This is a genomic window from Rubrimonas sp. (assembly GCF_036788415.1).
Lineage (GTDB): Bacteria > Pseudomonadota > Alphaproteobacteria > Rhodobacterales > Rhodobacteraceae > Rubrimonas.
Genome location: NZ_DAIQNN010000006.1, coordinates 62,798 through 85,096 on the forward strand (window position 1 = coordinate 62,798; position 22,299 = coordinate 85,096).

Annotated in this window: 31 protein-coding genes and 1 tRNA gene; 3 read left to right on the top strand and 29 right to left on the bottom strand. The window is 68.5% G+C overall.

The window, feature by feature from the left end; translation table 11 throughout:
* The first annotated feature begins 18 nt into the window (after positions 1 to 18).
* A complete protein-coding gene (locus V7Q31_RS03050; RefSeq protein ID WP_333832196.1) occupies positions 19 to 963 on the top strand; it encodes an alpha/beta fold hydrolase in 945 nt (314 codons plus the stop codon).
* Positions 964 to 974: 11 nt separating this feature from the next.
* On the opposite strand, the gene V7Q31_RS03055 is transcribed toward V7Q31_RS03050, so the two are convergent.
* Positions 975 to 2,123: an ABC transporter ATP-binding protein gene (locus tag V7Q31_RS03055; protein ID WP_333832197.1), complete on the bottom strand. Its 1,149-nt coding sequence runs from the start codon at positions 2,121 to 2,123 to the stop codon at positions 975 to 977.
* 65 nt (positions 2,124 to 2,188) lie between these two features.
* Positions 2,189 to 3,277: a polyamine ABC transporter substrate-binding protein gene (locus V7Q31_RS03060; protein WP_333832198.1), complete on the bottom strand. Its 1,089-nt coding sequence runs from the start codon at positions 3,275 to 3,277 to the stop codon at positions 2,189 to 2,191.
* An 89-nt stretch (positions 3,278 to 3,366) separates the two neighbouring features.
* Here V7Q31_RS03060 and V7Q31_RS03065 point away from each other — a divergent pair, with 89 nt between their 5' ends.
* The gene (locus tag V7Q31_RS03065) at positions 3,367 to 4,698 is read left to right on the top strand and encodes an NAD(P)/FAD-dependent oxidoreductase (RefSeq protein ID WP_333832199.1); all 1,332 of its coding nucleotides are present in this window, start codon (positions 3,367 to 3,369) and stop codon (positions 4,696 to 4,698) included.
* A gap of 3 nt (positions 4,699 to 4,701) precedes the next feature.
* On the opposite strand, the gene V7Q31_RS03070 is transcribed toward V7Q31_RS03065, so the two are convergent.
* From V7Q31_RS03070 to hemH, 4 genes are all read right to left on the bottom strand, one after another.
* A complete protein-coding gene (locus V7Q31_RS03070; protein WP_333832200.1) occupies positions 4,702 to 6,879 on the bottom strand; it encodes an RNA degradosome polyphosphate kinase in 2,178 nt (725 codons plus the stop codon).
* 152 nt (positions 6,880 to 7,031) lie between these two features.
* The gene (locus V7Q31_RS03075; RefSeq protein ID WP_333832201.1) at positions 7,032 to 7,664 is read right to left on the bottom strand and encodes an HdaA/DnaA family protein; all 633 of its coding nucleotides are present in this window, start codon (positions 7,662 to 7,664) and stop codon (positions 7,032 to 7,034) included.
* Between the two features lie 47 nt (positions 7,665 to 7,711).
* Positions 7,712 to 8,827, bottom strand: a complete 1,116-nt coding sequence (locus V7Q31_RS03080; protein ID WP_333832202.1) for an AI-2E family transporter — start codon at positions 8,825 to 8,827, stop codon at positions 7,712 to 7,714.
* Positions 8,828 to 8,909: 82 nt separating this feature from the next.
* Entirely contained in the window at positions 8,910 to 9,989 is a 1,080-nt protein-coding gene (gene hemH, locus V7Q31_RS03085) for a ferrochelatase (protein ID WP_333832203.1), read from the bottom strand.
* Positions 9,990 to 10,175: 186 nt separating this feature from the next.
* Between hemH and V7Q31_RS03090 the strand changes: the two genes are divergently transcribed.
* Positions 10,176 to 10,252: transfer RNA gene (locus V7Q31_RS03090), tRNA-Pro, on the top strand.
* Positions 10,253 to 10,437: 185 nt separating this feature from the next.
* Here the strand turns inward: V7Q31_RS03090 and rplQ are convergent.
* From rplQ to rplB, 23 genes are all read right to left on the bottom strand, one after another.
* Complete coding sequence (gene rplQ / locus V7Q31_RS03095) at positions 10,438 to 10,860, bottom strand: 50S ribosomal protein L17 (RefSeq protein ID WP_333832204.1); 423 nt, start codon at positions 10,858 to 10,860, stop codon at positions 10,438 to 10,440.
* Between the two features lie 109 nt (positions 10,861 to 10,969).
* A complete protein-coding gene (locus tag V7Q31_RS03100; RefSeq protein ID WP_333832205.1) occupies positions 10,970 to 11,986 on the bottom strand; it encodes a DNA-directed RNA polymerase subunit alpha in 1,017 nt (338 codons plus the stop codon).
* A 120-nt stretch (positions 11,987 to 12,106) separates the two neighbouring features.
* On the bottom strand, positions 12,107 to 12,496 hold the full coding sequence (rpsK, locus tag V7Q31_RS03105; RefSeq protein WP_333832206.1) for a 30S ribosomal protein S11: 390 nt from the start codon (positions 12,494 to 12,496) through the stop codon (positions 12,107 to 12,109).
* Between the two features lie 12 nt (positions 12,497 to 12,508).
* Positions 12,509 to 12,877, bottom strand: a complete 369-nt coding sequence (gene rpsM / locus V7Q31_RS03110) for a 30S ribosomal protein S13 (protein ID WP_333832207.1) — start codon at positions 12,875 to 12,877, stop codon at positions 12,509 to 12,511.
* Between the two features lie 181 nt (positions 12,878 to 13,058).
* Entirely contained in the window at positions 13,059 to 13,703 is a 645-nt protein-coding gene (locus V7Q31_RS03115; protein WP_333832208.1) for an adenylate kinase, read from the bottom strand.
* Positions 13,700 to 15,034, bottom strand: a complete 1,335-nt coding sequence (gene secY / locus V7Q31_RS03120; RefSeq protein ID WP_333832209.1) for a preprotein translocase subunit SecY — start codon at positions 15,032 to 15,034, stop codon at positions 13,700 to 13,702. The genes V7Q31_RS03115 and secY overlap by 4 nt, the downstream gene beginning before the upstream one ends.
* A gap of 40 nt (positions 15,035 to 15,074) precedes the next feature.
* A complete protein-coding gene (gene rplO / locus V7Q31_RS03125; protein ID WP_333832210.1) occupies positions 15,075 to 15,587 on the bottom strand; it encodes a 50S ribosomal protein L15 in 513 nt (170 codons plus the stop codon).
* A gap of 120 nt (positions 15,588 to 15,707) precedes the next feature.
* Positions 15,708 to 15,896, bottom strand: a complete 189-nt coding sequence (gene rpmD / locus V7Q31_RS03130; protein ID WP_333832211.1) for a 50S ribosomal protein L30 — start codon at positions 15,894 to 15,896, stop codon at positions 15,708 to 15,710.
* 11 nt (positions 15,897 to 15,907) lie between these two features.
* A complete protein-coding gene (rpsE, locus tag V7Q31_RS03135) occupies positions 15,908 to 16,519 on the bottom strand; it encodes a 30S ribosomal protein S5 (protein ID WP_333832212.1) in 612 nt (203 codons plus the stop codon).
* Positions 16,520 to 16,529: 10 nt separating this feature from the next.
* Positions 16,530 to 16,889 (bottom strand): 50S ribosomal protein L18, encoded by a 360-nt coding sequence (gene rplR / locus V7Q31_RS03140; RefSeq protein WP_333832213.1) that lies wholly within the window; start codon positions 16,887 to 16,889, stop codon positions 16,530 to 16,532.
* A gap of 10 nt (positions 16,890 to 16,899) precedes the next feature.
* Positions 16,900 to 17,433, bottom strand: a complete 534-nt coding sequence (rplF, locus tag V7Q31_RS03145) for a 50S ribosomal protein L6 (protein ID WP_333832214.1) — start codon at positions 17,431 to 17,433, stop codon at positions 16,900 to 16,902.
* A 10-nt stretch (positions 17,434 to 17,443) separates the two neighbouring features.
* Positions 17,444 to 17,842, bottom strand: a complete 399-nt coding sequence (gene rpsH, locus V7Q31_RS03150; RefSeq protein WP_333832215.1) for a 30S ribosomal protein S8 — start codon at positions 17,840 to 17,842, stop codon at positions 17,444 to 17,446.
* A gap of 10 nt (positions 17,843 to 17,852) precedes the next feature.
* Positions 17,853 to 18,158 carry a 30S ribosomal protein S14 gene (gene rpsN / locus V7Q31_RS03155; RefSeq protein WP_333832216.1) on the bottom strand — a complete coding sequence of 102 codons (306 nt, stop codon included), beginning with the start codon at positions 18,156 to 18,158 and terminating at the stop codon, positions 17,853 to 17,855.
* A 15-nt stretch (positions 18,159 to 18,173) separates the two neighbouring features.
* Positions 18,174 to 18,734 carry a 50S ribosomal protein L5 gene (gene rplE / locus V7Q31_RS03160; RefSeq protein WP_333832217.1) on the bottom strand — a complete coding sequence of 187 codons (561 nt, stop codon included), beginning with the start codon at positions 18,732 to 18,734 and terminating at the stop codon, positions 18,174 to 18,176.
* Positions 18,727 to 19,041: a 50S ribosomal protein L24 gene (gene rplX, locus V7Q31_RS03165; protein ID WP_333832218.1), complete on the bottom strand. Its 315-nt coding sequence runs from the start codon at positions 19,039 to 19,041 to the stop codon at positions 18,727 to 18,729. The genes rplE and rplX overlap by 8 nt, the downstream gene beginning before the upstream one ends.
* Positions 19,041 to 19,409, bottom strand: a complete 369-nt coding sequence (gene rplN, locus V7Q31_RS03170; protein ID WP_333832219.1) for a 50S ribosomal protein L14 — start codon at positions 19,407 to 19,409, stop codon at positions 19,041 to 19,043. Before rplN ends, rplX begins: the two co-directional genes overlap by 1 nt.
* Positions 19,410 to 19,468: 59 nt before the next feature.
* Entirely contained in the window at positions 19,469 to 19,714 is a 246-nt protein-coding gene (gene rpsQ, locus V7Q31_RS03175) for a 30S ribosomal protein S17 (RefSeq protein ID WP_333832220.1), read from the bottom strand.
* A gap of 4 nt (positions 19,715 to 19,718) precedes the next feature.
* Positions 19,719 to 19,922: a 50S ribosomal protein L29 gene (gene rpmC, locus V7Q31_RS03180; RefSeq protein ID WP_333832221.1), complete on the bottom strand. Its 204-nt coding sequence runs from the start codon at positions 19,920 to 19,922 to the stop codon at positions 19,719 to 19,721.
* A 61-nt stretch (positions 19,923 to 19,983) separates the two neighbouring features.
* Complete coding sequence (gene rplP, locus V7Q31_RS03185) at positions 19,984 to 20,397, bottom strand: 50S ribosomal protein L16 (protein WP_333832222.1); 414 nt, start codon at positions 20,395 to 20,397, stop codon at positions 19,984 to 19,986.
* A 21-nt stretch (positions 20,398 to 20,418) separates the two neighbouring features.
* Positions 20,419 to 21,147: a 30S ribosomal protein S3 gene (rpsC, locus tag V7Q31_RS03190; RefSeq protein ID WP_333832223.1), complete on the bottom strand. Its 729-nt coding sequence runs from the start codon at positions 21,145 to 21,147 to the stop codon at positions 20,419 to 20,421.
* A complete protein-coding gene (rplV, locus tag V7Q31_RS03195) occupies positions 21,147 to 21,524 on the bottom strand; it encodes a 50S ribosomal protein L22 (protein ID WP_333832224.1) in 378 nt (125 codons plus the stop codon). Before rplV ends, rpsC begins: the two co-directional genes overlap by 1 nt.
* Before the next feature lie 2 nt (positions 21,525 to 21,526).
* Positions 21,527 to 21,805 carry a 30S ribosomal protein S19 gene (gene rpsS, locus V7Q31_RS03200; protein WP_333832225.1) on the bottom strand — a complete coding sequence of 93 codons (279 nt, stop codon included), beginning with the start codon at positions 21,803 to 21,805 and terminating at the stop codon, positions 21,527 to 21,529.
* A 15-nt stretch (positions 21,806 to 21,820) separates the two neighbouring features.
* Positions 21,821 to 22,299 (bottom strand): 50S ribosomal protein L2 (gene rplB, locus V7Q31_RS03205; protein WP_333832226.1); only part of this gene is annotated, 479 nt, incomplete at its 5' end.

A 22,299-nucleotide genomic window follows, 5' to 3' on the forward strand; every position in this document is an offset into this window, starting at 1 on the left:
GTGGAAAGGGCGCAGGTCATGACGCGACGGGACATTCTGAAAGCCGGCGCCGCTGGCGCGCTGGCCGCCGGCGGCGCGGTCGCGGCGACCGGCGAGCCGGCGGCGCGCGCGGAGGCGACGCATCCGCCGATTGGCCGATTCGTCGAAGCGGCCGGGGTCCAGCTGCATTACGTCGAGGCCGGCGAGGGGCCGCCCGTCGTCCTGATCCACGGCGCGAGCGGCAATCTGCGCGATTTCAGCTTCGACCTGCTCGACCGGATGGCGCGGGCGGGTTTCCGCGCCATCGCCTTCGACCGCCCCGGCTTCGGCTACAGCGGGCGCCCCGCCGGCGCCGACGACCCCGCGATCCAGGCGCGCATCCTGATCGCAGGCGCGCGCGCGCTCGGCGCCCTGCCCGCCATCGCGCTCGGCCATTCCTATGGCGGAGCCGTCGCGATGGCCTGGGCGACGCAGGCGTCGCAAACGCTGCGCGGCGCCGTCGTCGTCGCCGGGGCGACGCTGCCCTGGGGCGGCGACGCCGGACTGCTCTACAATCTCGGCGCGCGTCCGGTGCTGGGGGGGCTGGTGCGCCGGACCGTGGGGCTGCTGGTGGACGAGGACGCGCCCGACGCGCTTGTGTCCCGCATCTTCCGCCCCGACCGCGCGCCCGAGGGCTATGCGAGCCATATCGGCGTCGGCCTAGCCCTGCGCCCGGAGACTTTCCGCGCCAATGCGGCGGACCTTCACGCGCTGAACGGGCATCTCGAACGCCTCGCGCCCCGCTACGCCGAACTCGACCTGCCGCTGGAGGTGCTGCACGGGACCGCCGACCAGACGGTCTGGGCGGACGTCCACGCCATCCCTCTCGCGCGTCAGGCGCCGCGCGCCCGGCTGACCCTGCTCGAGGGCGTCGGCCACATGCCCCATCACGCAGCGCCCGACGCCGTGGTCGCCGCCGCCCTGCGCCTGCGCGGGGACGGCTGAGCGCGCGCCGCTCAGTCGAGCAGCGGCACCACCGCCTGCGGGTCCCAACTGAGGCGCACCACGTCTTCCCAGACGATGTTCTGCCCGCCGAGCCGCACGCGGTTGGTGCGCGCGACCTTGGCGATCCCGCCGCCCTTCAGCCGCACGCGGTAGATCGACATGTCGCCGAGATAGGCGATGTCCTCGACCACGCCGTCGACGACATTTTCGGGGTGGGGTTGCGCGTCGTCGCGCTTCTCGATCACGAGCTTCTCCGGGCGCAACGCGACCCCGACAGGCGCGCCCTTCGCCGCCGAGATGGCGCGCCCGGTCCGCACCGGGGCGTCGAACGCGTCGAGGCTGATGAGCCCGCTCGCAGGATCGACGACATGCCCTTCGAGAATATTCACATCTCCAATGAACTCAGCCGTATAGCGGCTTGATGGCGCCTCATAAACCTCGCGCGGCTCGCCGAGCTGGGCGATCTTGCCCTCGCGCATCACGGCGAGCCGGGTCGAGACGGTCATCGCCTCTTCCTGATCGTGGGTGACGATCACGAATGTCAGCCCGAGGCTTTCCTGGATGTTGACGAGCTCGAACTGCGTCTCCTCGCGCAGCTTCTTGTCGAGCGCGCCGAGCGGCTCGTCGAGCAGCAGCAACTTGGGTTTCTTGGCCAGCGCGCGGGCGAGCGCCACGCGCTGGCGCTGGCCGCCCGAGAGCTGGTGCGGCTTGCGGTCGGCGAACTTGCCCAGCTTGACGAGGTTCAGCATCTCCTCGACGCGCGCCCCGATGTCGGGCTTCGGCATGCCGTCCATCTCGAGGCCGAAGGCGATGTTCTTCGCCACGCTCATATGCGGGAACAGCGCGTAGGACTGGAACATCATGTTCACGGGCCGCTCATAGGGCGGGGTCCGGGTCAGATCCTGCCCATCGAGCTCGATTCGCCCCGATGTCGGCGTCTCGAAGCCCGCGAGCATCCGCAGGAGCGTGGTCTTTCCGCAGCCCGACGGCCCCAGCAGGGCGAAGAACTCGCCGCGGAAGATGTCGAGGGTGAGGTGATCGACGGCGCGGGCCTCGCCGAAATCCTTGACCACATCGACCAGCCGCAGATGCGGCTTGGCGGCTGGGTCCTTCCAGGGGGCGAAGGGCGAGCCGCTGGCGGCGACCTTGATCTCGGCCATGTTCGATGCTCCGCGCGTTGCGGCGCCGCCCCGCACCGGCGGGGCGGCGCAGTCGTCTCAGGGCGTCAGAGGCCGGTCTTGATCTCGGTCCAGGCGCGGGTGATGGCGCGCTGGTCGCGCGGGCTCGCCGGCGTGGTGACGTAGAGCTTCTTCACCGTCTCGTCGTCGGGATAGATCGCCGGGTCGCCGATCACGTCCTCGTTCAGCAGCTCCTTCGAAGCGAGGTTGCCGTTTGCGTAGTAGATGTAGTTCGACGCCTTGGCCGCCATGTCGGGCCGCATGATGAAGTCGAGGAACTTGTGGGCGTTCTCGACGTTCGGCGCGTCGGCGGGGATCGCCATGTTGTCGAACCACATCAGCGCGCCCTCCTTGGGGATGGCGTATTCCACCGTCACGCCCGCATTCGCCTCGACCGCACGATCGCGCGCCTGCAGGATGTCGCCGGACCAACCGTGCGCGAGGCAGATGTCGCCATTGGCCAGCGCGTTGATGTATTCGGAGCTGTGGAACTTCTGGATGAAGGGCCGGATCGACATCATCAGCTCCTTGGCCTTTTCGATGTCGGCGGCGTCCTTGCTGTCGGGCGGCAGGCCCAGATAGTTGAGCGCCGCCGGCAGCACTTCCTCGGCGGTGTCGAGGACGTAGATGCCGCAATCGGCGAACTTCGCAGCGATTTCAGGGTTGAAGAGCACGTCCCAGCTGGTGACGGCGTCGACGCCGAGTCGCTCCTGCACGGCGGCCACATTGTAGCCGAGGCCGGTGGTCCCCCACATGTAGTTGATCGAATGGAGGTTGCCGGGATCGTAGACGGCGAGCCGCTCCATGATGTCGGGCCACATGTTCGCGAGGTTGGGCAGTTTGCTCTTGTCGAGCGGCTGGTAGACGCCGGCGGCGATCTGGCGCTGCAGGAAGGTGCCGGTCGGCACGACGATGTCGTAGCCGGTGCCGCCGGCGAGCAGCTTGGTCTCGAGGATCTCGTTGCTGTCGTAGACGTCGTAGACGACGCGGATCCCGGTCTCGGCGGTGAACGCCTCGAGAATGGCGTCGTCGATGTAGTCCGACCAGTTGTAGACGTTCACCACGCCTTCGGCGCGGACGACGGCGGTCGAAAGCGCGACGGCGGCGGCCGTCGCGAGCAGCACGGTCTTCTTCATCTTGTCGTCTCCCTGTCCGAGGAGCTTGCACTGCCTTCACCCTATCGGCTCTGTTGCGCTGCGCAATGGGCGCTGCGAAGGAGGCGGAGGTGCGGGGCGTCTATCATCGCGACCTCTATGACGCGTCGCAGCCCGTGGCGTCGTGGTGGGAGGCGTCGGCGCCCGCCGGCCCGCCGCGTCCGGCGCTTCAGGGCGATCATGCGACCGACGTGGCCATCGTGGGCGCGGGCTATGCGGGGCTGTCCTGCGCGCTGAGGCTGGCCGAGCGCGGGATCGGGGCGGTCGCGCTGGATTCGGGGGCGGTGGGCTGGGGGGCGTCGGGGCGCAATGGCGGCTTCGTCGGGCTCGATTCGGACATGCTGGGCGAGGCGGGGCGGATCGCGCGCTTCGGCGAGGCGGAGGCGCGCGCCTGCGCCGACGCCTTTCTGCAGGGCGCCGAGCGGCTGGCCACCTTCTGCGCCGCGCGCGGGATCGAGACGCAAGGGCGGGCGGAGACGCTGGTCGCGCCCCACGCCCGCGCCTTCGCGACCATGAAGGCGGCGGCGGCGGCGCATCGATTCGGCCCGGCGCCGGAAGTCGTGACGGCGGCGGCCTATGGCGAGCAGGGCTTCGACGGGCCGCTCCAGCATGGCGCGCTGCGCCTGCGCCCCGGCTTCGCGCTGCACCCTTTGGCGCTCGCACGCGCGCTCGCCGAAGCGGCGGAGGCTGCGGGGGCTGGGATATTCGAGCGTTCGGAAGTTCTGGCGTGGCGGCGAGAGGGCGCGGCGCATCTGCTGGAGACGGCGCAGGGCGCGCTGCGGGCGCGGCGGGTCGTGCTGGCGACCAACGGCTTCACGCCCGACGCGCTGCATCCGGCCTTCGCCGGGCGGACCATCCCGGTGCTGTCGATGATCGGGGTGACGCGACCGCTGACCGAGGAAGAGCGCGCGGCGCATCGCTGGCGCGAGGACGGGCCGGTCGTGACCGCGCGGCGGATGCTGCACTATTACCGGATGCTCCCGCAGGGGCGGCTCCTGTTCGGGATGCGGGGCGATCTGTCGGGGGCGGATGCGACGGGGCCGGCCATGCGCCGGCGGATCGGCGCCGAGATCGCCGCGCTGTTTCCGCTCTGGGCGGGCGTCGAGATCGAGTTCTTCTGGCGCGGTCCCATCTGCGCGACCGGGGCGCTCCGACCGGGGGTCGGCCGGTTGACCGAGGATGCGAGCGTGCATCACGCCTTCGGCTGGCACGGCTCCGGCGTGAACGGCGCGCAGGTGGCTGGGCGGCTGCTCGCCGATGTGATCGCCGGCGCGCCCGAGACCGCGATCCCGGCTCCCCTGCGGGGTCTGCCGCCGCGCATCCCCCTGCCCGGCCTGCGGCGGCTCTGGGTCGGCGCGGCGGTGGCGGGCTTCCGCGCGCTCGACGCGTGGGAGGCCCGCTGAGCGCTACTCGGCGGCGAGCTTGGTTAGCCGCGGCGCGTCCTCGGCGCCGGCGTGGCCGCGGCCCGAGAGCGAGGGGAAGCGCATGAAGAATTCGTGGCAGGAGAAGGGCTCCTCGCCTTCGGGCGCCTGCGCGCGCACATAACGCCCGTCCCCCTGCAACACCCAGCTCTGCGCCTCGTCGCGCAGGTTGGCCGCCATCACCTGATCGAGGATCTGGGCGTGGACCGTCGGGTTCTTGATCTCCACCAGCGACTCGACGCGGCGGTTGAGGTTGCGGTCCATCCAGTCCGCCGAGGAGATGTAGACGCGCGCCTTCGGGCTCGGCAGGCCGTGCCCGTCGCCGAAGGCCACGATGCGCGAATGTTCGAGGAAGCGCCCGATCACCGACTTCACGCGGATGGTCTCCGACAGCCCCTTCACGCCGGGCCGCACGCCGCAGATGCCGCGCACCACCATGTCGATGTGGACCCCGGCCCGGCTGGCCGCATAGAGCGCGTCGATCACCTCGCGCTCGATGGCGGAATTGAGCTTCACCCAGGCCTGCGCCGGGCGGCCCGCCTGCGCATGGGCCATCTCGCGCTCCAGCCCCTCCAGAATGGTGCGCTTGAGGGTGAGCGGCGCCACGGCGAGGCTCTCGAGCCCGATCGGTTCGGCGTAGCCGGTGACGAAGTTGAACAGACGCGCGGCGTCGCGCCCCAGCGCCGGGTCGCAGGTGAACAGCGACAGGTCGGTGTAGATGTTCGCCGTGATCGGGTGGTAGTTGCCGGTGCCGTAATGGGTGTAGGTCACCAGCCGCCCGCCCTCGCGCCGCACCACCATGCTGACCTTGGCGTGGGTCTTCCAGTCCATGAAGCCGTAGACCACCTGCGCGCCCGCGCGTTCGAGCTGCTTGGTGTGGCGGATGTTGGCGGCCTCGTCGAAGCGCGCCTTCAGCTCGACGAGCGCAGTGACGGCCTTGCCGTCCTCCGCCGCCTCGCAGAGCGCCGCGACGATGGGGGAGTTGCGCGAGGTGCGGTAGAGCGTCTGCTTGATCGCCACGACGTCGGGGTCGCGCGCGGCCTGCTGCAGGAACTGCACGACGATGTCGAAGCTCTCATAGGGGTGGTGGAGCAGCATGTCCTTCTGGCGGATCGCCGAGAAGATGTCGCCGTCATGGTCGCGCACCCGCTCGGGCAGGCGCGGGCTGTAGCTGGTCCAGCGCAGCCCCGGCAGGTCGGAGACGACCAGTTCGTCGAGCGCCTTGATGCCGATGACGCCATCCAGATCGATGATCTCCTCGGCCGAGACGCCCATCTCTTCGGCGATGCGCGCGCGCAGCGCCTTCGGCGCGTCGCCCGACACGGTGACGCGGATCGCCTCGCCCTTGCGGCGGCGTTTCAGCGCCGTCTCGAACTCGCGCACGAGGTCCTCGGATTCTTCCTCCACCATCATGTCGCTGTCGCGCAGCACCCGGAACACCGCCCTCCCCGCCACGGCGTAACCGGGGAACAGCCGGTCGAGAAACAGCGTCAGGAAATTCTCCAGCGCGATGAAGCGAACGGCCCCCTCGCGCTCGGGCAGGCGGATGAAGCGGCTCAGCTGCGGCGGCACCGGCAGCAGCGCGTCGAGCCCGGCCTCGTCGGCCACGCGCTTGAGCCGCAGCGCGAGCGCGAAGCCGCCATTGGCGATGAAGGGGAACGGATGCGCCGGGTCGATGGCCAGCGGCGTGACGACCGGGAAAACCTGATCGAGGAAATGGCTCTCGCAGAAGGCGCGGTCCTCGGCGTCGAGGGCGCCCGCGTCGAGCACATGCAGCCCTCCGGCGGCCATCAGCGCGCGGAGCTCGCCCCAGACGCGCTGCTGCGCCTGCATCAGAGCGCGCGCGTCGGCGTCGATCCTGCTAAGCTGCTGGGCGGGGGTGAGACCGTCGTCGGACGGTTTCTCGACGCCCGCGCGCACCTGCCCGCGCAGACCCGCCACGCGCACGCCGTAGAACTCGTCGAGATTGTTGCCCGAGATCGACAGGAAGCGCAGGCGTTCCAGCAGCGGGTGCCGGGGATTCTCAGCCTCCTCCAGCACGCGCCAGTTGAAGGCCAGCCAGGAGAGCTCGCGGTTGAAGAAGCGCGATGGGCTGTCGAGGTCGAAATCGGGCGCTGCGGCCTGCGCGGGGTCGGCGACGCTGTTCAGGAAATCCGCGCGCATGCGGCTGCTCCGTGCAAGTCGGGGATGAGTCGGCCCCGAGTATCGCGCAATCACGGCGGCGCTGCGACGGGTTTGCGACAGCGGCGCGGGTCGGCGCAGGACTCCGATAAGCGACCAGGCCGCCCAGCCCGGCGCGGCGAGCAGGCGCAGGATCACCCGAGCAGCTCGCCCGCGAGCTTCACGGTGATCGCGCGCTTCTCGGCGAGCGAGGCCGCGTCGAGCGCCGCGACGACCGCTGCGCCCGCGGCGAAGGAGCGCTCGATGCGGCGCGCGAGATAGGCGGGAAGCCCATCCTGAAAGGCGAGGCGTCGGTCGGCGAGCTGCTTGGCGATCACGGCTTCGAGCAGCGCGTCGTCCGGCGGGTCAAGCCGCGCGAGCGGCGCCGCCGCGAGGCGCGAGCGCAGGTCGGGCAGCGCGCAGGGCCAGCGCGCGGGCGCGTCGCGCCCCGTGAGCAAGAGGGCGGCGCCCTCGGCTGCCGCGAAGTTCATCAGATGGAAGAGCGCCGTCTCGGCGGCGGCGGGGTCGGGCGCGTCGGACAGGCGGTCGGCGTCCTCCACGACGCACGCTCCGGCGGCGAGCAAAGCGGGCGCATCCGTCTCCGCCAGCGCCGCGGCGGCGAGGATGGTCGCGCCGGTCTCGCCGGCGAATACATGGGCGAGGTGGGTCTTGCCGGCGCCCTCCGGTCCGACGAGGGCCAGCCGCCCCCCCGGCCAGCCCCGCCAGCCCTCCACAAGGCGCAGCGCTGCGGCGTTCGGCGGGCCTTCGACGAACTCTGCCCGGCCCATCCCCCGGCGACGGGGAAAAAGCAGGTCGAGCGGCGCCTGCGCCGACATCACTCGGAGGCGGCGCGCTCGGCGTCGCGCTCATGGTCAGGGTCGTCGGGGAGCAATTGCTCGCCGCCGGTGTAAAGTCGCCCGGCCTTGTACTGCTCCAGCCCGAAGCGCACGAAGACGCCGATGGCCGCGGCGGCGGGCACCGCGATCAGCAGCCCCGTGAAGCCCATCGCAGCGCCGAAAGCCGAGAGCGCGAACATCAGCCAGACCGGGTGCAGCCCGACGCTGCTCCCCACCAGCTTCGGCGTCAGATAATTGCCCTCCACCGCTTGCCCGACGAGGAACACGGCGGCGACGGCGAGGATCCAGACCGGCTCGTTCCAGAACTGCAACACGGCGAGCCCGATGGAGATGGCGCCGCCGAGCAGCGAGCCGACGAAGGGAATGAAGCTGATCAGCCCGGCGAAGAGCCCCACCACCAGCCCGAAATTCAGACCGAGGATCGCCAGCGCCGTCGCGTAGAATGCGCCGAGGATCAGGCAGACGGTGAACTGGCCGCGCACGAAGCCCGCCAGCACGCGGTCGATGTCTGAGGCGATGCGGCGGATCACTGGCGCGTGGCGGCGCGGCAGCCAGTGGTCGATCTCGTCGATCATGCGGTCCCAGTCGAGCAGCAGGTAGAAGGCCACGACCGGGGTGATGACTGCGAGCGCGATAAAGTCGATCAGCGCCAGCCCGCCCGTCCACGCGCGCTCGAGCAGCGCGACGGAGAATTCCTGAAGGCGCTGTTCGAACTGGTCGAAAGCCTTGGCGAGCACCCCGCCCTCGCCGAAGGCGTCGGGCGCGTGCTGGGCGCCCATGCGCTCGATGAAGTCCTGCGCCGTGGCGACGTAGCCCGGCGCGGCGCGGACGAACTGGTTGATCTGGTCGAGCAGCAGCGGCACCAGCACCACCATCGCCGAGACGGCGGCGGCGCCGGCGAGCGCGGAGATCACCGCCGTCGCCGCAACTCGGCTCAGGCCGAGCCGCTCCAGCCGGTCGGCCAGCGGATCGAGGAAATAGGCGATCGCCATGCCGGCGAGAAAAGGCGTGATCGCGCTGGAGAACGCCCAAAGGAAGACGATCAGCGCGAGAAGCGCCAAACCCCACCACCGCGCCTGTTCGCCAAGCGTCATCGCGCGCCGCCCCTGCCCCGCCGCGACGTCAAAGTCGCGGCAGCGCGGGCACAGGTCAAGCCGGCGTCGGCGAAAACGGCGCTCAGGCCGGGACCCAGCCGGCCATCTCGGTGCGCAGGATGGCGACCATCATCTCGATATGGGCGGGATCGTCGTTGAGACAGGGGATGTAGGTGAAGCTCTCGCCGCCGGCCTCCTCGAAGCTCTCCTTGATCTCCTCGTTGATCTCTTCGAGCGTCTCGACGCAGTCGGCGGAGAAGGCGGGCGCCATGATCGCGATGTTCTTCTTGCCGACCTCGGCGAGGCGCGCAACTTCCTCGACTGTGTAAGGCTGGAGCCATTCCTCCGGGCCGAAGCGGCTCTGGAAGGTCAGCACCACCTCCTCCTTGGCGAAGCCGAGCCGCTCGCGCATCAGCCGCGAGGTCTTGGCGCAAAGGCAGTGATAGGGATCGCCCTCCTTGAGGTAGCGCATAGGCAGGCCGTGATAGGAGGTCACCAGCGCGTCGGGCCGATGGTCGAGCTTGGCGTAGGCCTTCTCGACCGACCGGGCGAGCGCCTCGATGTAGAGCGGGTGGTCGGCGTAATGCGGCACCGTGCGGATCGCCGGCTGCCAGTTCATCTTCATCAGCGTGCGGAAGGCGTGGTCGTTGGCCGTCGCCGTGGTCGGCGCCGAATATTGCGGGTAGAGCGGGAAGAAGACGATCCGCTCGCAGCCCTCGTCCTTGAGCCGGCGGATCGCGGCGTCGGTCGAAGGGTTGCCGTAGCGCATGCAGAAATCGACCAGCACCTGATCGCCATAGAGCTTCGCGAGTTCGGTGCGCACGCTTTCCGTCTGATTGCGGGTGATGGTGAGCAGCGGGCTCTCGTTCAGCTCCTCGTTCCAGATGCCGCGATAGGCCTCGCCCGAGGAGAAGGGGCGCTTGGACAGGATGATGAGCTGCAAGAGCGGCTGCCAGAGCCAGGACGGGTAGTCGATCACGCGCTTGTCGGAGAGGAATTCGCCGAGATAGCGGCGCATCGACCAGTAGTCGGTGGCGTCGGGCGTGCCGAGATTGACCAGCAGCACGCCGATCTTCGCGGGCGCGACAGGCGGATGATCGGCGGGGGCATAGGTCAGGCGTCCCATGCCGGGCGCGTCCCGCCGGTTCTGCATGTCGAGCATCGATCATCTCCCGCCCTTTTCAATCTGGTGCGGTAGATAGCCGCTATGGCCGGTCGTTCAAACCCATAGTCGAGCGGAAAATACGGGAAATCGCGGGAAACCGCTGCGAGACGCGCCGCGCGCGACAAGGCCGCGCCGCCCCGCTTGCGCAGCGCCCGCGCCCCGGCTATAGACCCGCTCACGGTTCGGAGTGTAGCTCAGCCTGGTAGAGCACTGTCTTCGGGAGGCAGGGGCCGGAGGTTCGAATCCTCTCACTCCGACCAGTTTCGCAACGCGACCTGCAAATGCGAAAAGTCGCAGCGTCGCGTCGGCGAAGCGGTGGTCTGCATATTTTTTGGCGAGTTCGAGACAGAGACTGCGCGGAAAAATACCGCGCGCCGCCGACGCCGCGCGCAGCCTGGGTTCGGGGGCGGGGCGAGGCGGCCCGTCAGACCGCCTCCGCCCAGCGTCATTCGTCGGCAGCGGCCTCTTCGGCGGCGACGCGGGCGCGGTCGCCGGCGCCCTTGGCCGAAGGATCGCGGTCGACCAGTTCGACGAACGCCATCGGCGCCATGTCGCCATAGCGGAAGCCAGCCTTCAGCACGCGGCTGTAGCCGCCAGGGCGCTCGGCGTAGCGCGGCCCGAGCGTGTCGAAGAGCTTGCGCACCGCCGGCTCCTGCTTGATCTGCGCAAGGCACAGCCGGCGCGCATGCAGATCGCCGCGCTTGCCGAGCGTGATCAGCTTCTCGACATAGGGACGCAACTCCTTCGCCTTGGGCAGCGTCGTCTTGATCTGCTCGTGCTCGATCAGGCTGCACGCCATGTTGGCGAGCATCGCCTGACGGTGGGTGTGAGTGCGGTTGAGCTTGCGATGCCCCGAACCGTGACGCATGGGAGGACTCCTTGATTTTGCTTTGTCCGGCCGGCCTTCACGTGGGCGCGGCCTCCTTGGGGCGGGATGCCCGGGCGGTCAGGGGGGCGGCGCGCCGCCCCCTGCAACGTTAGAAACTGTCCTCGAACTTCTTGGCGAGATCGTCGATGTTCTCGGGCGGCCAGTCGGGCACGTCCATGCCCAGATGCAGCCCCATCGCCGTCAGCACTTCCTTGATCTCGTTGAGGGACTTGCGCCCGAAATTCGGCGTGCGCAGCATCTCGGCTTCGGTCTTCTGGATCAGGTCGCCGATATAGACGATGTTGTCGTTCTTGAGGCAGTTGGCGGAGCGCACCGAAAGCTCCAGCTCGTCCACCTTCTTGAGCAGCACCGGGTTGAATTCGAGATCCTCGGCGCTGTCGGCGCGGCCCGCCTCCTGCGGCTCCTCGAAATTGATGAAGGTCTGGAGCTGATCCTGCAGGATTCGCGCCGCATAGGCCAGCGCGTCCTCGGGCGTCAGCGCGCCGTTGGTCTCGACCGTCATGGTCAGCTTGTCGTAGTCGAGCACCTGGCCCTCGCGGGTCGGCTCGACCTTGTAGCTGACCTTCTTGACCGGCGAGAACAGGCTGTCCACGGGGATCAGCCCGATCGGCGCGTCCTCCGGGCGGTTCTTGTCCGCCGAGACGTAGCCCTTCCCGATGTCGACCGTCAGCTCCATGTGCACCGAGCCCTCGGCGTCGAGATGGCAGATGACGTGGTCGGGGTTGAGGACTTCGATGCCGTTGGTCTCGACGATGTCGCCGGCGGTGAGGACCTTGGGGCCCTTGCCGCGCAGAGTGAGGCGCTTGGGGCCGTCGACCTCCATCTTGAGCGCGACGCCCTTGATGTTGAGGACGATGTCGGTCACGTCCTCGCGCACGCCCGGCACCGAGGAGAATTCGTGCAGCACGCCGTCGATCTGGATCGACGTCACCGCGGCGCCCTGAAGCGAGCTCAACAGCACGCGGCGCAGCGCGTTGCCGAGCGTGAGGCCGAAGCCCCGCTCGAGCGGCTCCGCGACCGCCGTCGCCTTGCGGCGCGGGTCCGCCCCCAGGGCGACGTCAAGGCCTTGCGGCTTGATCAGGGTGGCCCAGTTCTTGTGGATCATTCTGCTCTCCTCCATGCGCGCGCGCCGTGCCGATCCGGGGCCGGGCGCTTCCCGAGGATGCGTCACGACAAAGGCCCGCTCTGGCCGAGCGGGCCCGTCGACGACGCGGTGGGTCGTTCGTCAGACGCGGCGGCGCTTCGGCGGGCGGCACCCGTTATGCGCAATCGGCGTCACGTCCTTGATCTGGGTGATGGTGAAGCCGGTCGCCTGGAGCGCGCGCAGCGCGGATTCGCGCCCGCCGCCCGGCCCCTGCACCAGCACTTCGAGCGTGCGCACGCCGTGCTCCTGCGCCTTCTTGCCGGCGTCCTCGGCGGCGACCTGTGCGGCGTAGGGCGTCGACTTGCGGCTGCCCTTGAAGCCGAGCGCGCCGGCCGAAGACCAGCTGATCGCATTGCCCTGCGCGTCGGTGATGGTGATCATCGTGTTGTTGAACGACGAATTCACATGCGCCACGCCGGCGGTGATGTTCTTGCGCTCTTTCTTCTTGGTGCGGACCTTCTCGCGCGCCATCGTCCTGTCCCCTTACTTCTTCTTGCCGGCGATGGGCTTCGCGGGCCCTTTGCGCGTGCGGGCGTTGGTGTGGGTGCGCTGACCGCGCACCGGAAGACCGCGACGATGACGCAGGCCGCGATAGCAGCCCAGATCCATCAGCCGCTTGATGTTGACCGCCACTTCGCGGCGCAGATCGCCCTCGACTGTCAGATTGGCGTCGATGTGCTCGCGGATGCGCAGCACGTCGGCGTCGCTGAGTTCGTTGACGCGGCGCGATCCCTCCACCCCGGTCGACGCGCAGATCTCGCGCGCGACCGAAGGGCCGATGCCGTGGATATAGGTCAGGGCCACCTGAACCTGCTTGCTCGTCGGAATGTTCACGCCCGCAATGCGCGCCACTGTCATTCTCCGTCCGTCTCGGGCCCCACCCTCGGGGCGCATTCCATTTCGTCGCGCCGTGCCGCTGGGCCGCAGCGCTCCACTCCGCAGCGCCGCGCCGGCGCCGACTCGCTCCCGAGGGAGCGCGCACTATAGGCGCGGGTCCACCCGCGTCAAGACGCCGCCGCGCCGAGATCGCGCCTCAACCGAGCGCCGCCTCGACCTGCCGCGTCACCTCGCCGATCTCGGCCATGCCGTCGACGTCGCGCAGCTTGCCCGTGGCCTTGTAATAGGCGATCAGCGGGGCCGTTTCGGCGTGATATTCCTTCAGGCGCGCCGCAACTGTCTCGGCGTTGTCGTCCTTGCGGCGCTTGAACTCGGTCGACCCGCACTTGTCGCAGACGCCGGCGACGGCAGGGGCCTTGTCGACGTCGTGATACCCCTCGCCGCAATTGGCGCAGGTGTAGCGGCCCGAGATGCGCCCGACCATCGCCGCGTCGTCCACCACCATGTTGACGACGGCGTCGAGCGTCATGCCCTTCTCGGCGAGCAGCCCGTCGAGCGCCTCAGCCTGCGGCGTGGTGCGCGGGAAGCCGTCGAAGATCACGCCCGCCTTCACGTCCGGCGCGTCGAGGCGGTCGCCGACGACGCCGATCACGATGTCGTCCGAGACGAGGCCGCCGGCCTTCATCACCGCCTCCGCCTTGCGCCCGACATCGGTGCCCGCCGTCACCGCGGCGCGCAGCATGTCGCCGGTGGACAGCTGCACCAACCCGCGCCGCTCCATCAGGATGCGCGCCTGCGTGCCCTTGCCCGCCCCCGGCGGCCCCAGAAGAATGATGTTCACCGACGCCTCCCCCGACCGCGCAGTTTGGATTTCTCGATCAGATCGCCATACTGATGCGCGAGCAGATGGCTTTGGACCTGAGTGATGAAGTCCATCGTGACCGAGACGACGATCAGCAGCGACGTGCCGCCGAAATAGAACGGGACGTTGAGCTCCGCGATCAATATTTCCGGCAGCACGCAGATCAGCGCCAGATATGCTGCTCCGACCACGGTCAGCCGCGTCAGGACGTAGTCGAGATACTCCGCCGTCCGCTTGCCGGGCCGGATGCCCGGCACGAAGCCGCCCTGCTTCTTGAGGTTCTCCGCCACGTCGTCCGGGTTGAACACGACCGCCGTGTAGAAGAAGGCGAAGAACACGATCAGCGCCACGAACACCAGCAGGAACAGCGGCTGGCCGCGGCCCAGCAGCGCCGAGATCGTCCCGAGGATCGCGCCGCCGCCATCGGCGGAGAAGCCCGCGATGGTGGTCGGCAGCAGCAGCAGCGAGGAGGCGAAGATCGGCGGGATCACGCCCGCGGTGTTCACCTTCAGCGGCAGATGGCTGCTGTCGCCGCCATACATCTTCTGCCCAACCTGCCGTTTGGGATACTGGATCAGGATCTTTCGCTGCGCGCGCTCGATGAACACCACGCCCGCGATCACCGCGATCGCGCCGATCAGCACGGCCACGATCACCGCCGCCGCGAGCTGCCCGGTGCGCCCGAGTTCGAAGAACTGCGCCATCGCCGCCGGAAGCTCCGCAACGATGCCGACATAGATGATCAACGAGATGCCGTTGCCCACGCCCCGCGCCGTGATCTGCTCGCCGAGCCACATCAGGAACATCGTGCCGCCGACCAGCGTGATCACCGCCGAAGCGCGGAAGAACCAGCCGGGCTCGAGCGCGAGCCCCTGCCCTTCGAGCCCCACCGCGATCCCATAGGCCTGGAAAGTCGCCAGCAGCACCGTGCCGTAGCGCGTGTACTGGTTGATGCGCTTGCGGCCCTGCTCGCCTTCCTTCTTCAGCTGCTCGAGATGCGGCACCATCGAGGTCATCAGCTGCATGATGATGGAGGCGGAGATGTAGGGCATGATGCCCAGCGCGAAGATCGCCATGCGGCCCACCGCGCCGCCGGCGAACATGTTGAATACGCCGAGAATTCCGCCCTGCGTCTGCTGGATGAAGCGCGCGAGCTGGTCGGGGTCGATCCCCGGCATCGGGATGTAGGTGCCGAGCCGGTAGACGATCAGCAGACCCAGCGTGAAGAGGATGCGGCTCTGGAGCTCCTTGGCCTTGCCGAAGGAGCTCCAGCTGAGATTGGCGGCGAGTTGCTCGGCTGCGGACGCCATGGTCTTCCTTTCCGCCCCGCGCGGGGGCCGTCAGCCTGACTTACGCCTGCGCCGCCTCGCGCGCGGCGCGGGCTGCGGCGCGGCGCTTGGCGATCACGTCGATGACTTCGACCTTGCCGCCCGCCTTTTCAACCGCAGCGATCGCCGCAGCCGACGCGCCGGCGACTTCGAGGGTCAGCGCCGTCGACAGCTCGCCCTTGGCCAGCAGCCGCACGCCGTCGAGCTTGCGCCGGATCACGCCCGCAGCCAGCAGCCGGTCCTCGTCGATCACGCCCGTCGCGTCGATCGCGCCGCGTTCCAGCGCGCGCGTCAGCGTGACGAGGTTGATCACGGCGAAGCTCTTGGGGTCGATGCTGTTGAAGCCGCGCTTCGGCAAACGCCGATGCAGCGGCATCTGGCCGCCCTCATAACCCTTGATCGCGACGCCCGACCGCGAGGTCTGGCCCTTGATGCCGCGCCCGGCGGTCTTGCCCTTGCCGGAGCCGGGGCCGCGGCCGACGCGCTTCTTGGTCTTGGTCGCGCCGGGATTGTCGCGCAGTTCGTGCAGTTTCATGACGCTGTCTCCTCTGGTCGGATGCGGGGGCGGCGTCACGGCCCCTCGCCCACGACAAGCGGCCCTGCGAGAGGGTCCGCGCAAGCTCCGATCAGGCCGACCGGAGCGCAGGGCGCGGCGTCAGCCGCGCTCCTCGACGATCTTCGCGAGATGCGGGATCGAGTTCACCATGCCGCGCACGGCGGGCGTGTCTTCGAGCTCGCGCGTGCGGTGCATCTTGTTCAGCCCGAGCCCGATCAGCGTCTGGCGCTGCTTGGCGGGGCGGCGGATCGGGCTGCCGATCTGCTGGACGACGATGGTCTTGGCCATGCTCGCGCTCCTCACTCGGCCATCGCCGCTTCGGACTCGACGTCCATCGGCGCTTCGTCGCGGCGCGGCAGGATGTCGGAGACCTTCTTGCCGCGACGCGATGCGACCTGGCGCGGGCTGGTCTCGCGGCCAAGGCCGGAGAAGGTCGCGCGCACCATGTTGTAGGGGTTCTGCGTGCCGATCGACTTGGCGACCACGTCCTGCACGCCGAGCATCTCGAAGACGGCGCGCATCGGGCCGCCCGCGATGATGCCGGTGCCGGCCGGCGCCGTGCGCATCACCACCTTGCCCGCGCCGTGGCGGCCCTCGATGTCGTGATGCAGCGTGCGCCCCTCGCGCAGGGGAACGCGGATCATCGCGCGCTTGGCCTCCTCGGTCGCCTTGCGGATCGCCTCGGGCACTTCGCGGGCCTTGCCCGAGCCGTAGCCGACGCGGCCCTTCTGGTCGCCCACGACGACGAGCGCCGCGAAGCCGAAGCGCTTGCCGCCCTTCACCGTCTTGGAGACGCGGTTGATCGCGACGAGGCGGTCCTGAAACTCAGGCTCCTCGCGTTCGCGACGGTCGCGCCGGTCGCCCCGGTCGCGGCCGCCCTGGCCGCCGCGGCGGTCGTCTTCTCTCGCCATCTCGGCCCCCTCAGAAGTTCAGGCCGCCCTCGCGGGCGGCGTCGGCGAGCGCCTTGATCTTCCCGTGGAAGATGAAGCCGCCGCGGTCGAAATACGCAGTCTCAACGCCGGCCGCCTTCGCGCGCTCGGCGATCGCCTTGCCCACGACCGCCGCCGCTTCGAGGTTGTTCTTGCCGACCACGCCGAGCGCCGGCTCGAGCGACGACGCGGCGGCCAGCGTGCGGCCGTTCATGTCGTCGATCAGCTGAACATAGATGTTCTTGGACGAGCGGTGCACCGACAGGCGCGGCTTGCCGTTCGCGGATTTGCGGAGTTTGGAGCGCACGCGCATGCGGCGGCGCTCGAAGAGCTTGAGCTTGCTGTTCGCCATGGTGCGCCCCTTACTTCTTCTTGCCTTCCTTGCGGAAGATGAACTCGCCCTTGTACTTCACGCCTTTGCCCTTGTAGGGCTCGGGCCGGCGCCAGTCGCGGATTTCCGCCGCGACCTGCCCGACCAGCTGCTGGTCGGCGCCGGTGATCGCGATCTCGGTCGGCTTCGCGCAGACGATGTCGACCCCCTCCGGGATCGCGTAGTCGACGTCGTGGCTGTAGCCGAGCGCGAGCTTCAACGTCTTGCCCTGCACCGCGGCGCGATAACCGACGCCGACGATTTCAAGCTCTTTCTTGAAGCCCTCGCTGACGCCCTTCGCCAGATTGGCGATCTGCGTGCGCGTCATGCCCCATTGCTGGCGGGCGCGCTTGCTCTCACCGCGGGGACGCACGGTGATCACGTCGCCGTCGAGCGCGATGGTCACGTCGTCGGTGGCGGTGAACTTGCGCGAGCCCTTCGGCCCTTTGGCCTCGACGGTCTGCCCCGACACCGACCAGGTGACGCCCTTGGGCGCGGGGATCGGCAGTTTTCCGATGCGCGACATGGGTCCCTCCTCAGAACACGGTGCAGAGCACTTCGCCGCCGACATTGTCGGCGCGCGCGCGCGCATCGGACATCACGCCGCGGGGCGTCGAGACGATCGCCACGCCCAGCCCGTTGCGCACCGACGGAAGGGTCTTCACCCCCGAATAGGTGCGCCGGCCCGGCGTGGAGACCCGCTTGATCTCGCGGATCACGGGGCGGCCCTCATGATATTTCAGCGAAATCTCGATCTCGGGCTTGCCGTCGGCGGAGACCGCCATCTCGAAGCCACGGATGTAGCCTTCGGACTGCAGCACCTCCAGCACGCGGCGGCGCAGCGTCGAAGCCGGCGTGCGGACGACGGACTTGCCGCGCATCTGCGCATTGCGGATGCGGGTTAGCATGTCGCCGAGCGGATCGTTCATGCTCATCGGATCCCCCTCACCAGCTCGACTTGACCATGCCGGGGATCTGGCCCATCGAGGCGAGATCGCGCAGCGCGATGCGGCTCATCCGCAGCTTGCGGTAGAACGCCTTGGGACGGCCCGACACTTCGCAGCGGTTGTGCAGCCGCGTCGGCGAGGCGTTGCGCGGCATCTTCGCGAGCTTCAGCCGCGCCTTGAACCGCTCCTCCATCGGACGGTCGGTGTCCGACGCGATCTCCTTCAGCCGCGCCCGACGGGCCGCGAACTTCTCGACCAGAGCGGCGCGCTTCTTTTCGCGCTCGATCATGCTCACTTTCGCCATGATGCTTCCTCCGCCTCAGGCCCGGAACGGCAGGTTGAAATGCTTCAGCAGCGCCCGCGCCTCGGCGTCGGTCTTGGCCGTCGTCGTGAAGACGATGTCCATGCCCCACATCTGTTCGATCTTGTCGTATTCGATCTCGGGGAACACGATGTGCTCCTTGAGACCCATCGCGAAATTGCCGCGCCCGTCGAAGCTCTTGGGGTTCAGGCCGCGGAAGTCGCGGATGCGCGGCATCGCCACCGTCACCAGACGGTCGAGAAAGTCGAACATCCGGTCGCCGCGCAGCGTCACCTTCACGCCGATGGGCATCTGCTCGCGCAACTTGAACCCCGCGATCGAGTTCTTGGCCTTGGTGATCACCGGCTTCTGGCCGGCGATGCGCATCAGATCGTCATGCGCGGCCTTGATCTTCTTGCTGTCGCCGGTGGCCTCGCCCACGCCCATATTGAGCGTGATCTTCTCCAGCTTCGGCGCCATCATAGCGTTCTTGTAGCCGAATTCCTCGACCAGCTTCGGCTTGATGACGTCGTTGTAGTGGACGCGCAGGCGCGAGACGTAAGTGGTTTCGTCAAGCATCGAGGACCTCCCCGGACTTCTTCGCGAAGCGCACCTTGCGCCCGTCCACCACCTTGAAGCCGACGCGGGTCGGCTCGCCGGTCTTGGGATCGACGATGGCGAGATTGGACAGCTGGATCGGCGCTTCCTTGGGGATGCGGCCGCCCTGGCTCTGCTGGCTCTGGCGGGTGTGCCGGATCACGGTGTTGACGCCCGTCACCACGGCGCGGCCTTCGGCGGGCATCACTTTGGCGATCTCGCCCTGCTTGCCCTTGTCGCGGCCCGTCAGCACGACGACCTTGTCGCCCTTCTTGAGCTTGGCGGCCATCACAGCACCTCCGGCGCGAGGCTGATGATCTTCATGAAGTTCTTGGCGCGCAGCTCGCGCACGACCGGCCCGAAGATGCGGGTGCCGACCGGCTCGCCCTGCTTGTTCAGGATGACGGCGGCGTTGCGGTCGAAGCGGATGGCGGTGCCGTCCTCGCGGCGCACTTCCTTGGCCGTGCGCACGATCACCGCCTTGTGCACGTCGCCCTTCTTCACGCGGCCGCGGGGGATGGCCTCCTTGACGGAGACCACGATCACGTCGCCGACCGAAGCGTATTTGCGCTTGGCGCCGCCAAGCACCTTGATGCACTGGACGCGCCGCGCGCCGGAATTGTCGGCGACGTCCAGATTGGACTGCATCTGGATCATGAGGATCGCTCCTGACCTTCGGGAACCAGTCCCGGGGTTTCACGAGCCGGGGGAATGACTTACGCTTCGAGCGAAGCGTCGGTCACGACCTCCCAGCACTTGTTCTTCGACACCGGACGGCACTCGCGGATGCGGACGACGTCGCCGATCTGGCAGGCGTTGGCCTCGTCATGCGCGCGGTACTTCTTGCTCGACCGGACGGTCTTCTTCATCACCGGGTGGGTGAAGCGGCGTTCGACGAGGACCGTCACGGTCTTGTCGTTCTTGTCGCTCACGACCTTGCCCTGGAGAATGCGCTTGGGCATCAGATCACTCCGCAGCCGCTTGCGCGGCCTTTTCGTTGAGCACGGTCAGCACACGCGCCGCATCGCGGCGAACGGCCTTGAACCGCGCGGTATTCTCCAGCTGACCGGTGGCCCGCTGGAAGCGCAGATTGAACGACTCCTTCTTCAGCTTCGCGAGATCCTCGCGCAGCTGGTCCGGGGTCTTCTCGCGCAGATCGGCCGCTTTCATCGCGACGTCTCCTCTAGCTGCGAAACGAAACGCGAGCACCGGCGCCGGGGAAGCCCCCAGCTCACCAGTCCTCGCGCTGGACGAAACGGGTCTTGACCGGCAGCTTCATCGCCGCCAGCCTGAGCGCTTCCTCTGCCACAGGCAGGGGCACGCCGTCAATCTCGAACATGATGCGGCCAGGCTTCACCTTCGCCGCCCAGTATTCGACAGAACCCTTCCCCTTGCCCATGCGGACTTCGGTGGGCTTCTGGGTCACCGGCACGTCGGGGAAGATGCGGATCCACACGCGCCCCTGACGCTTCATGTGGCGCGTCATGGCGCGGCGCGCCGCCTCGATCTGCCGGGCGGTGATCCGCTCCGGCTCGACCGCCTTCAGGCCGTACTCGCCGAAATTCAGCGTCGTGCCGCCCTTGGCTTCGCCATGGATCCGGCCCTTGAACTGCTTTCGGAATTTGGTCCGCTTCGGGGAAAGCATCGCGATTCTCCTTCAGCGCGCTCAGCGGTTGGGGCGCGGGCCGCGATCGCGGTCGCCGCCCGGTCGGCCGCCGCCGCCCTGCTGCATCTCTTCCTGACGGCGGTCGCGCGCCTGCGGGTCGTGCTCCATGATCTCGCCCTTGAAGATCCAGACCTTGATCCCGCAGATGCCGTAGGCGGTCTTCGCCTCGGCCACCGCATAGTCGATGTCGGCGCGCAGCGTGTGCAGCGGCACCCGGCCCTCGCGATACCATTCGGTCCGCGCGATCTCGGCCCCGCCGAGACGGCCGGCCGCGTTGATGCGGATGCCCTGCGCGCCCATCTTCATCGAGGTCTGCACCGCGCGCTTGAGCGCCCGGCGGAAGCCCACGCGGCGCTCGAGCTGCTGGGCGATGTTCTCGGCCACCAGCTGCGCGTCGAGTTCGGGCTTGCGAATCTCGACGATGTTGAGATGCAGTTCCGATTTGGTGAGCTTGGCGACCTTGGCGCGCAGCTTCTCGATGTCGGCGCCCTTCTTGCCGATGATCACGCCCGGACGCGCCGTGTGGATCGTCACGCGGCACTTGCGGTGCGGCCGTTCGATCACGACGCGGCTGATGCCGGCCTGACCGCATTCCTTCTTGATGAACTCGCGGATGCGCAGATCCTCGTGCAGAAGGCGCGCGTAATCCTTGCTTTCGGCGAACCAGCGGCTGTCCCAGGTGCGGTTGACCTGCAGACGCAGTCCGATCGGATTGACTTTGTGACCCATCAGACCTGCTCCTCCTGGCGAACCTTGATCGTGATCTGGCTGAACGGCTTCAGAATCTTGCCGTAGCGCCCGCGCGCGCGAGGCTGGCCGCGCTTGAGCACGAGGCTCTTGCCGACCCAGGCCTCGGCCACGATCAGATCGTCCACATCGAGGCTGTGGTTGTTCTCGGCGTTCGCGATCGCGCTCTGCAGCGTCTTGCGCACGTCGATGGCGACGCGCTTCTTGCTGAAGGCGAGATCGGCGAGCGCCTTGGCGACCGGCTTCTTGCGGATCAGCGCAGCCACCAGATTGAGCTTCTGCGGACTCGTCTTCAGCATCTTGCTGGTCGCGAGCGCCTCGTTGTCGGCGGCGCGACGGGGATTGGCGTCCTGGCCCATGATTACCTCCGCTTCGCCTTCTTGTCGGCGGCGTGGCCGTAATAGGTCCGGGTCGGCGAGAACTCGCCGAACTTGTGACCGATCATGTCCTCGGTCACGGCGACCGGGATGTGCTTCTGGCCGTTGTAGACGCCGAAGGTGAGTCCGACGAACTGCGGCAGGATGGTGCTCCGGCGCGACCAGATCTTGATCACGTCGTTGCGGCCCGAGGCGTGCGCCTTCTCGGCCTTCTTCAGGACGAAGGAATCGACGAAAGGACCCTTCCAGACGGAACGCGGCATGTGCCCGGGCCCCCCTTACTTTTTGCCTTTGCGCACGTGGCGCGAGCGGAGAATGTACTTGTCGGTGGACTTGTTGGACCGCGTCTTGGTCCCCTTGGTGTCCTTGCCCCAGGGCGTGACCGGGTGCCGACCGCCCGAGGTGCGGCCTTCGCCGCCGCCATGCGGGTGGTCGATCGGGTTCATCACGACGCCGCGCACCGAAGGCCGCTTGCCCTGATGTCGCGTGCGCCCGGCCTTGCCGAAGTTCTGGTTGCTGTTGTCGGGGTTCGAGACCGCGCCGACCGACGCCATGCACTCCTGCCGAACCAGACGCAGCTCGCCCGACCCGAGGCGCAGCTGGGCGTAGCCGCCGCCGCGCCCGACGAACTGGGCGTAGGCGCCGGCGGCGCGCGCCATCTGCCCGCCCTTGCCAGGCTTCATCTCGATGTTGTGCACGATCGTGCCGATCGGCATGCCGGAGAGCGGCATCGCGTTGCCGGGCTTCACGTCGACCT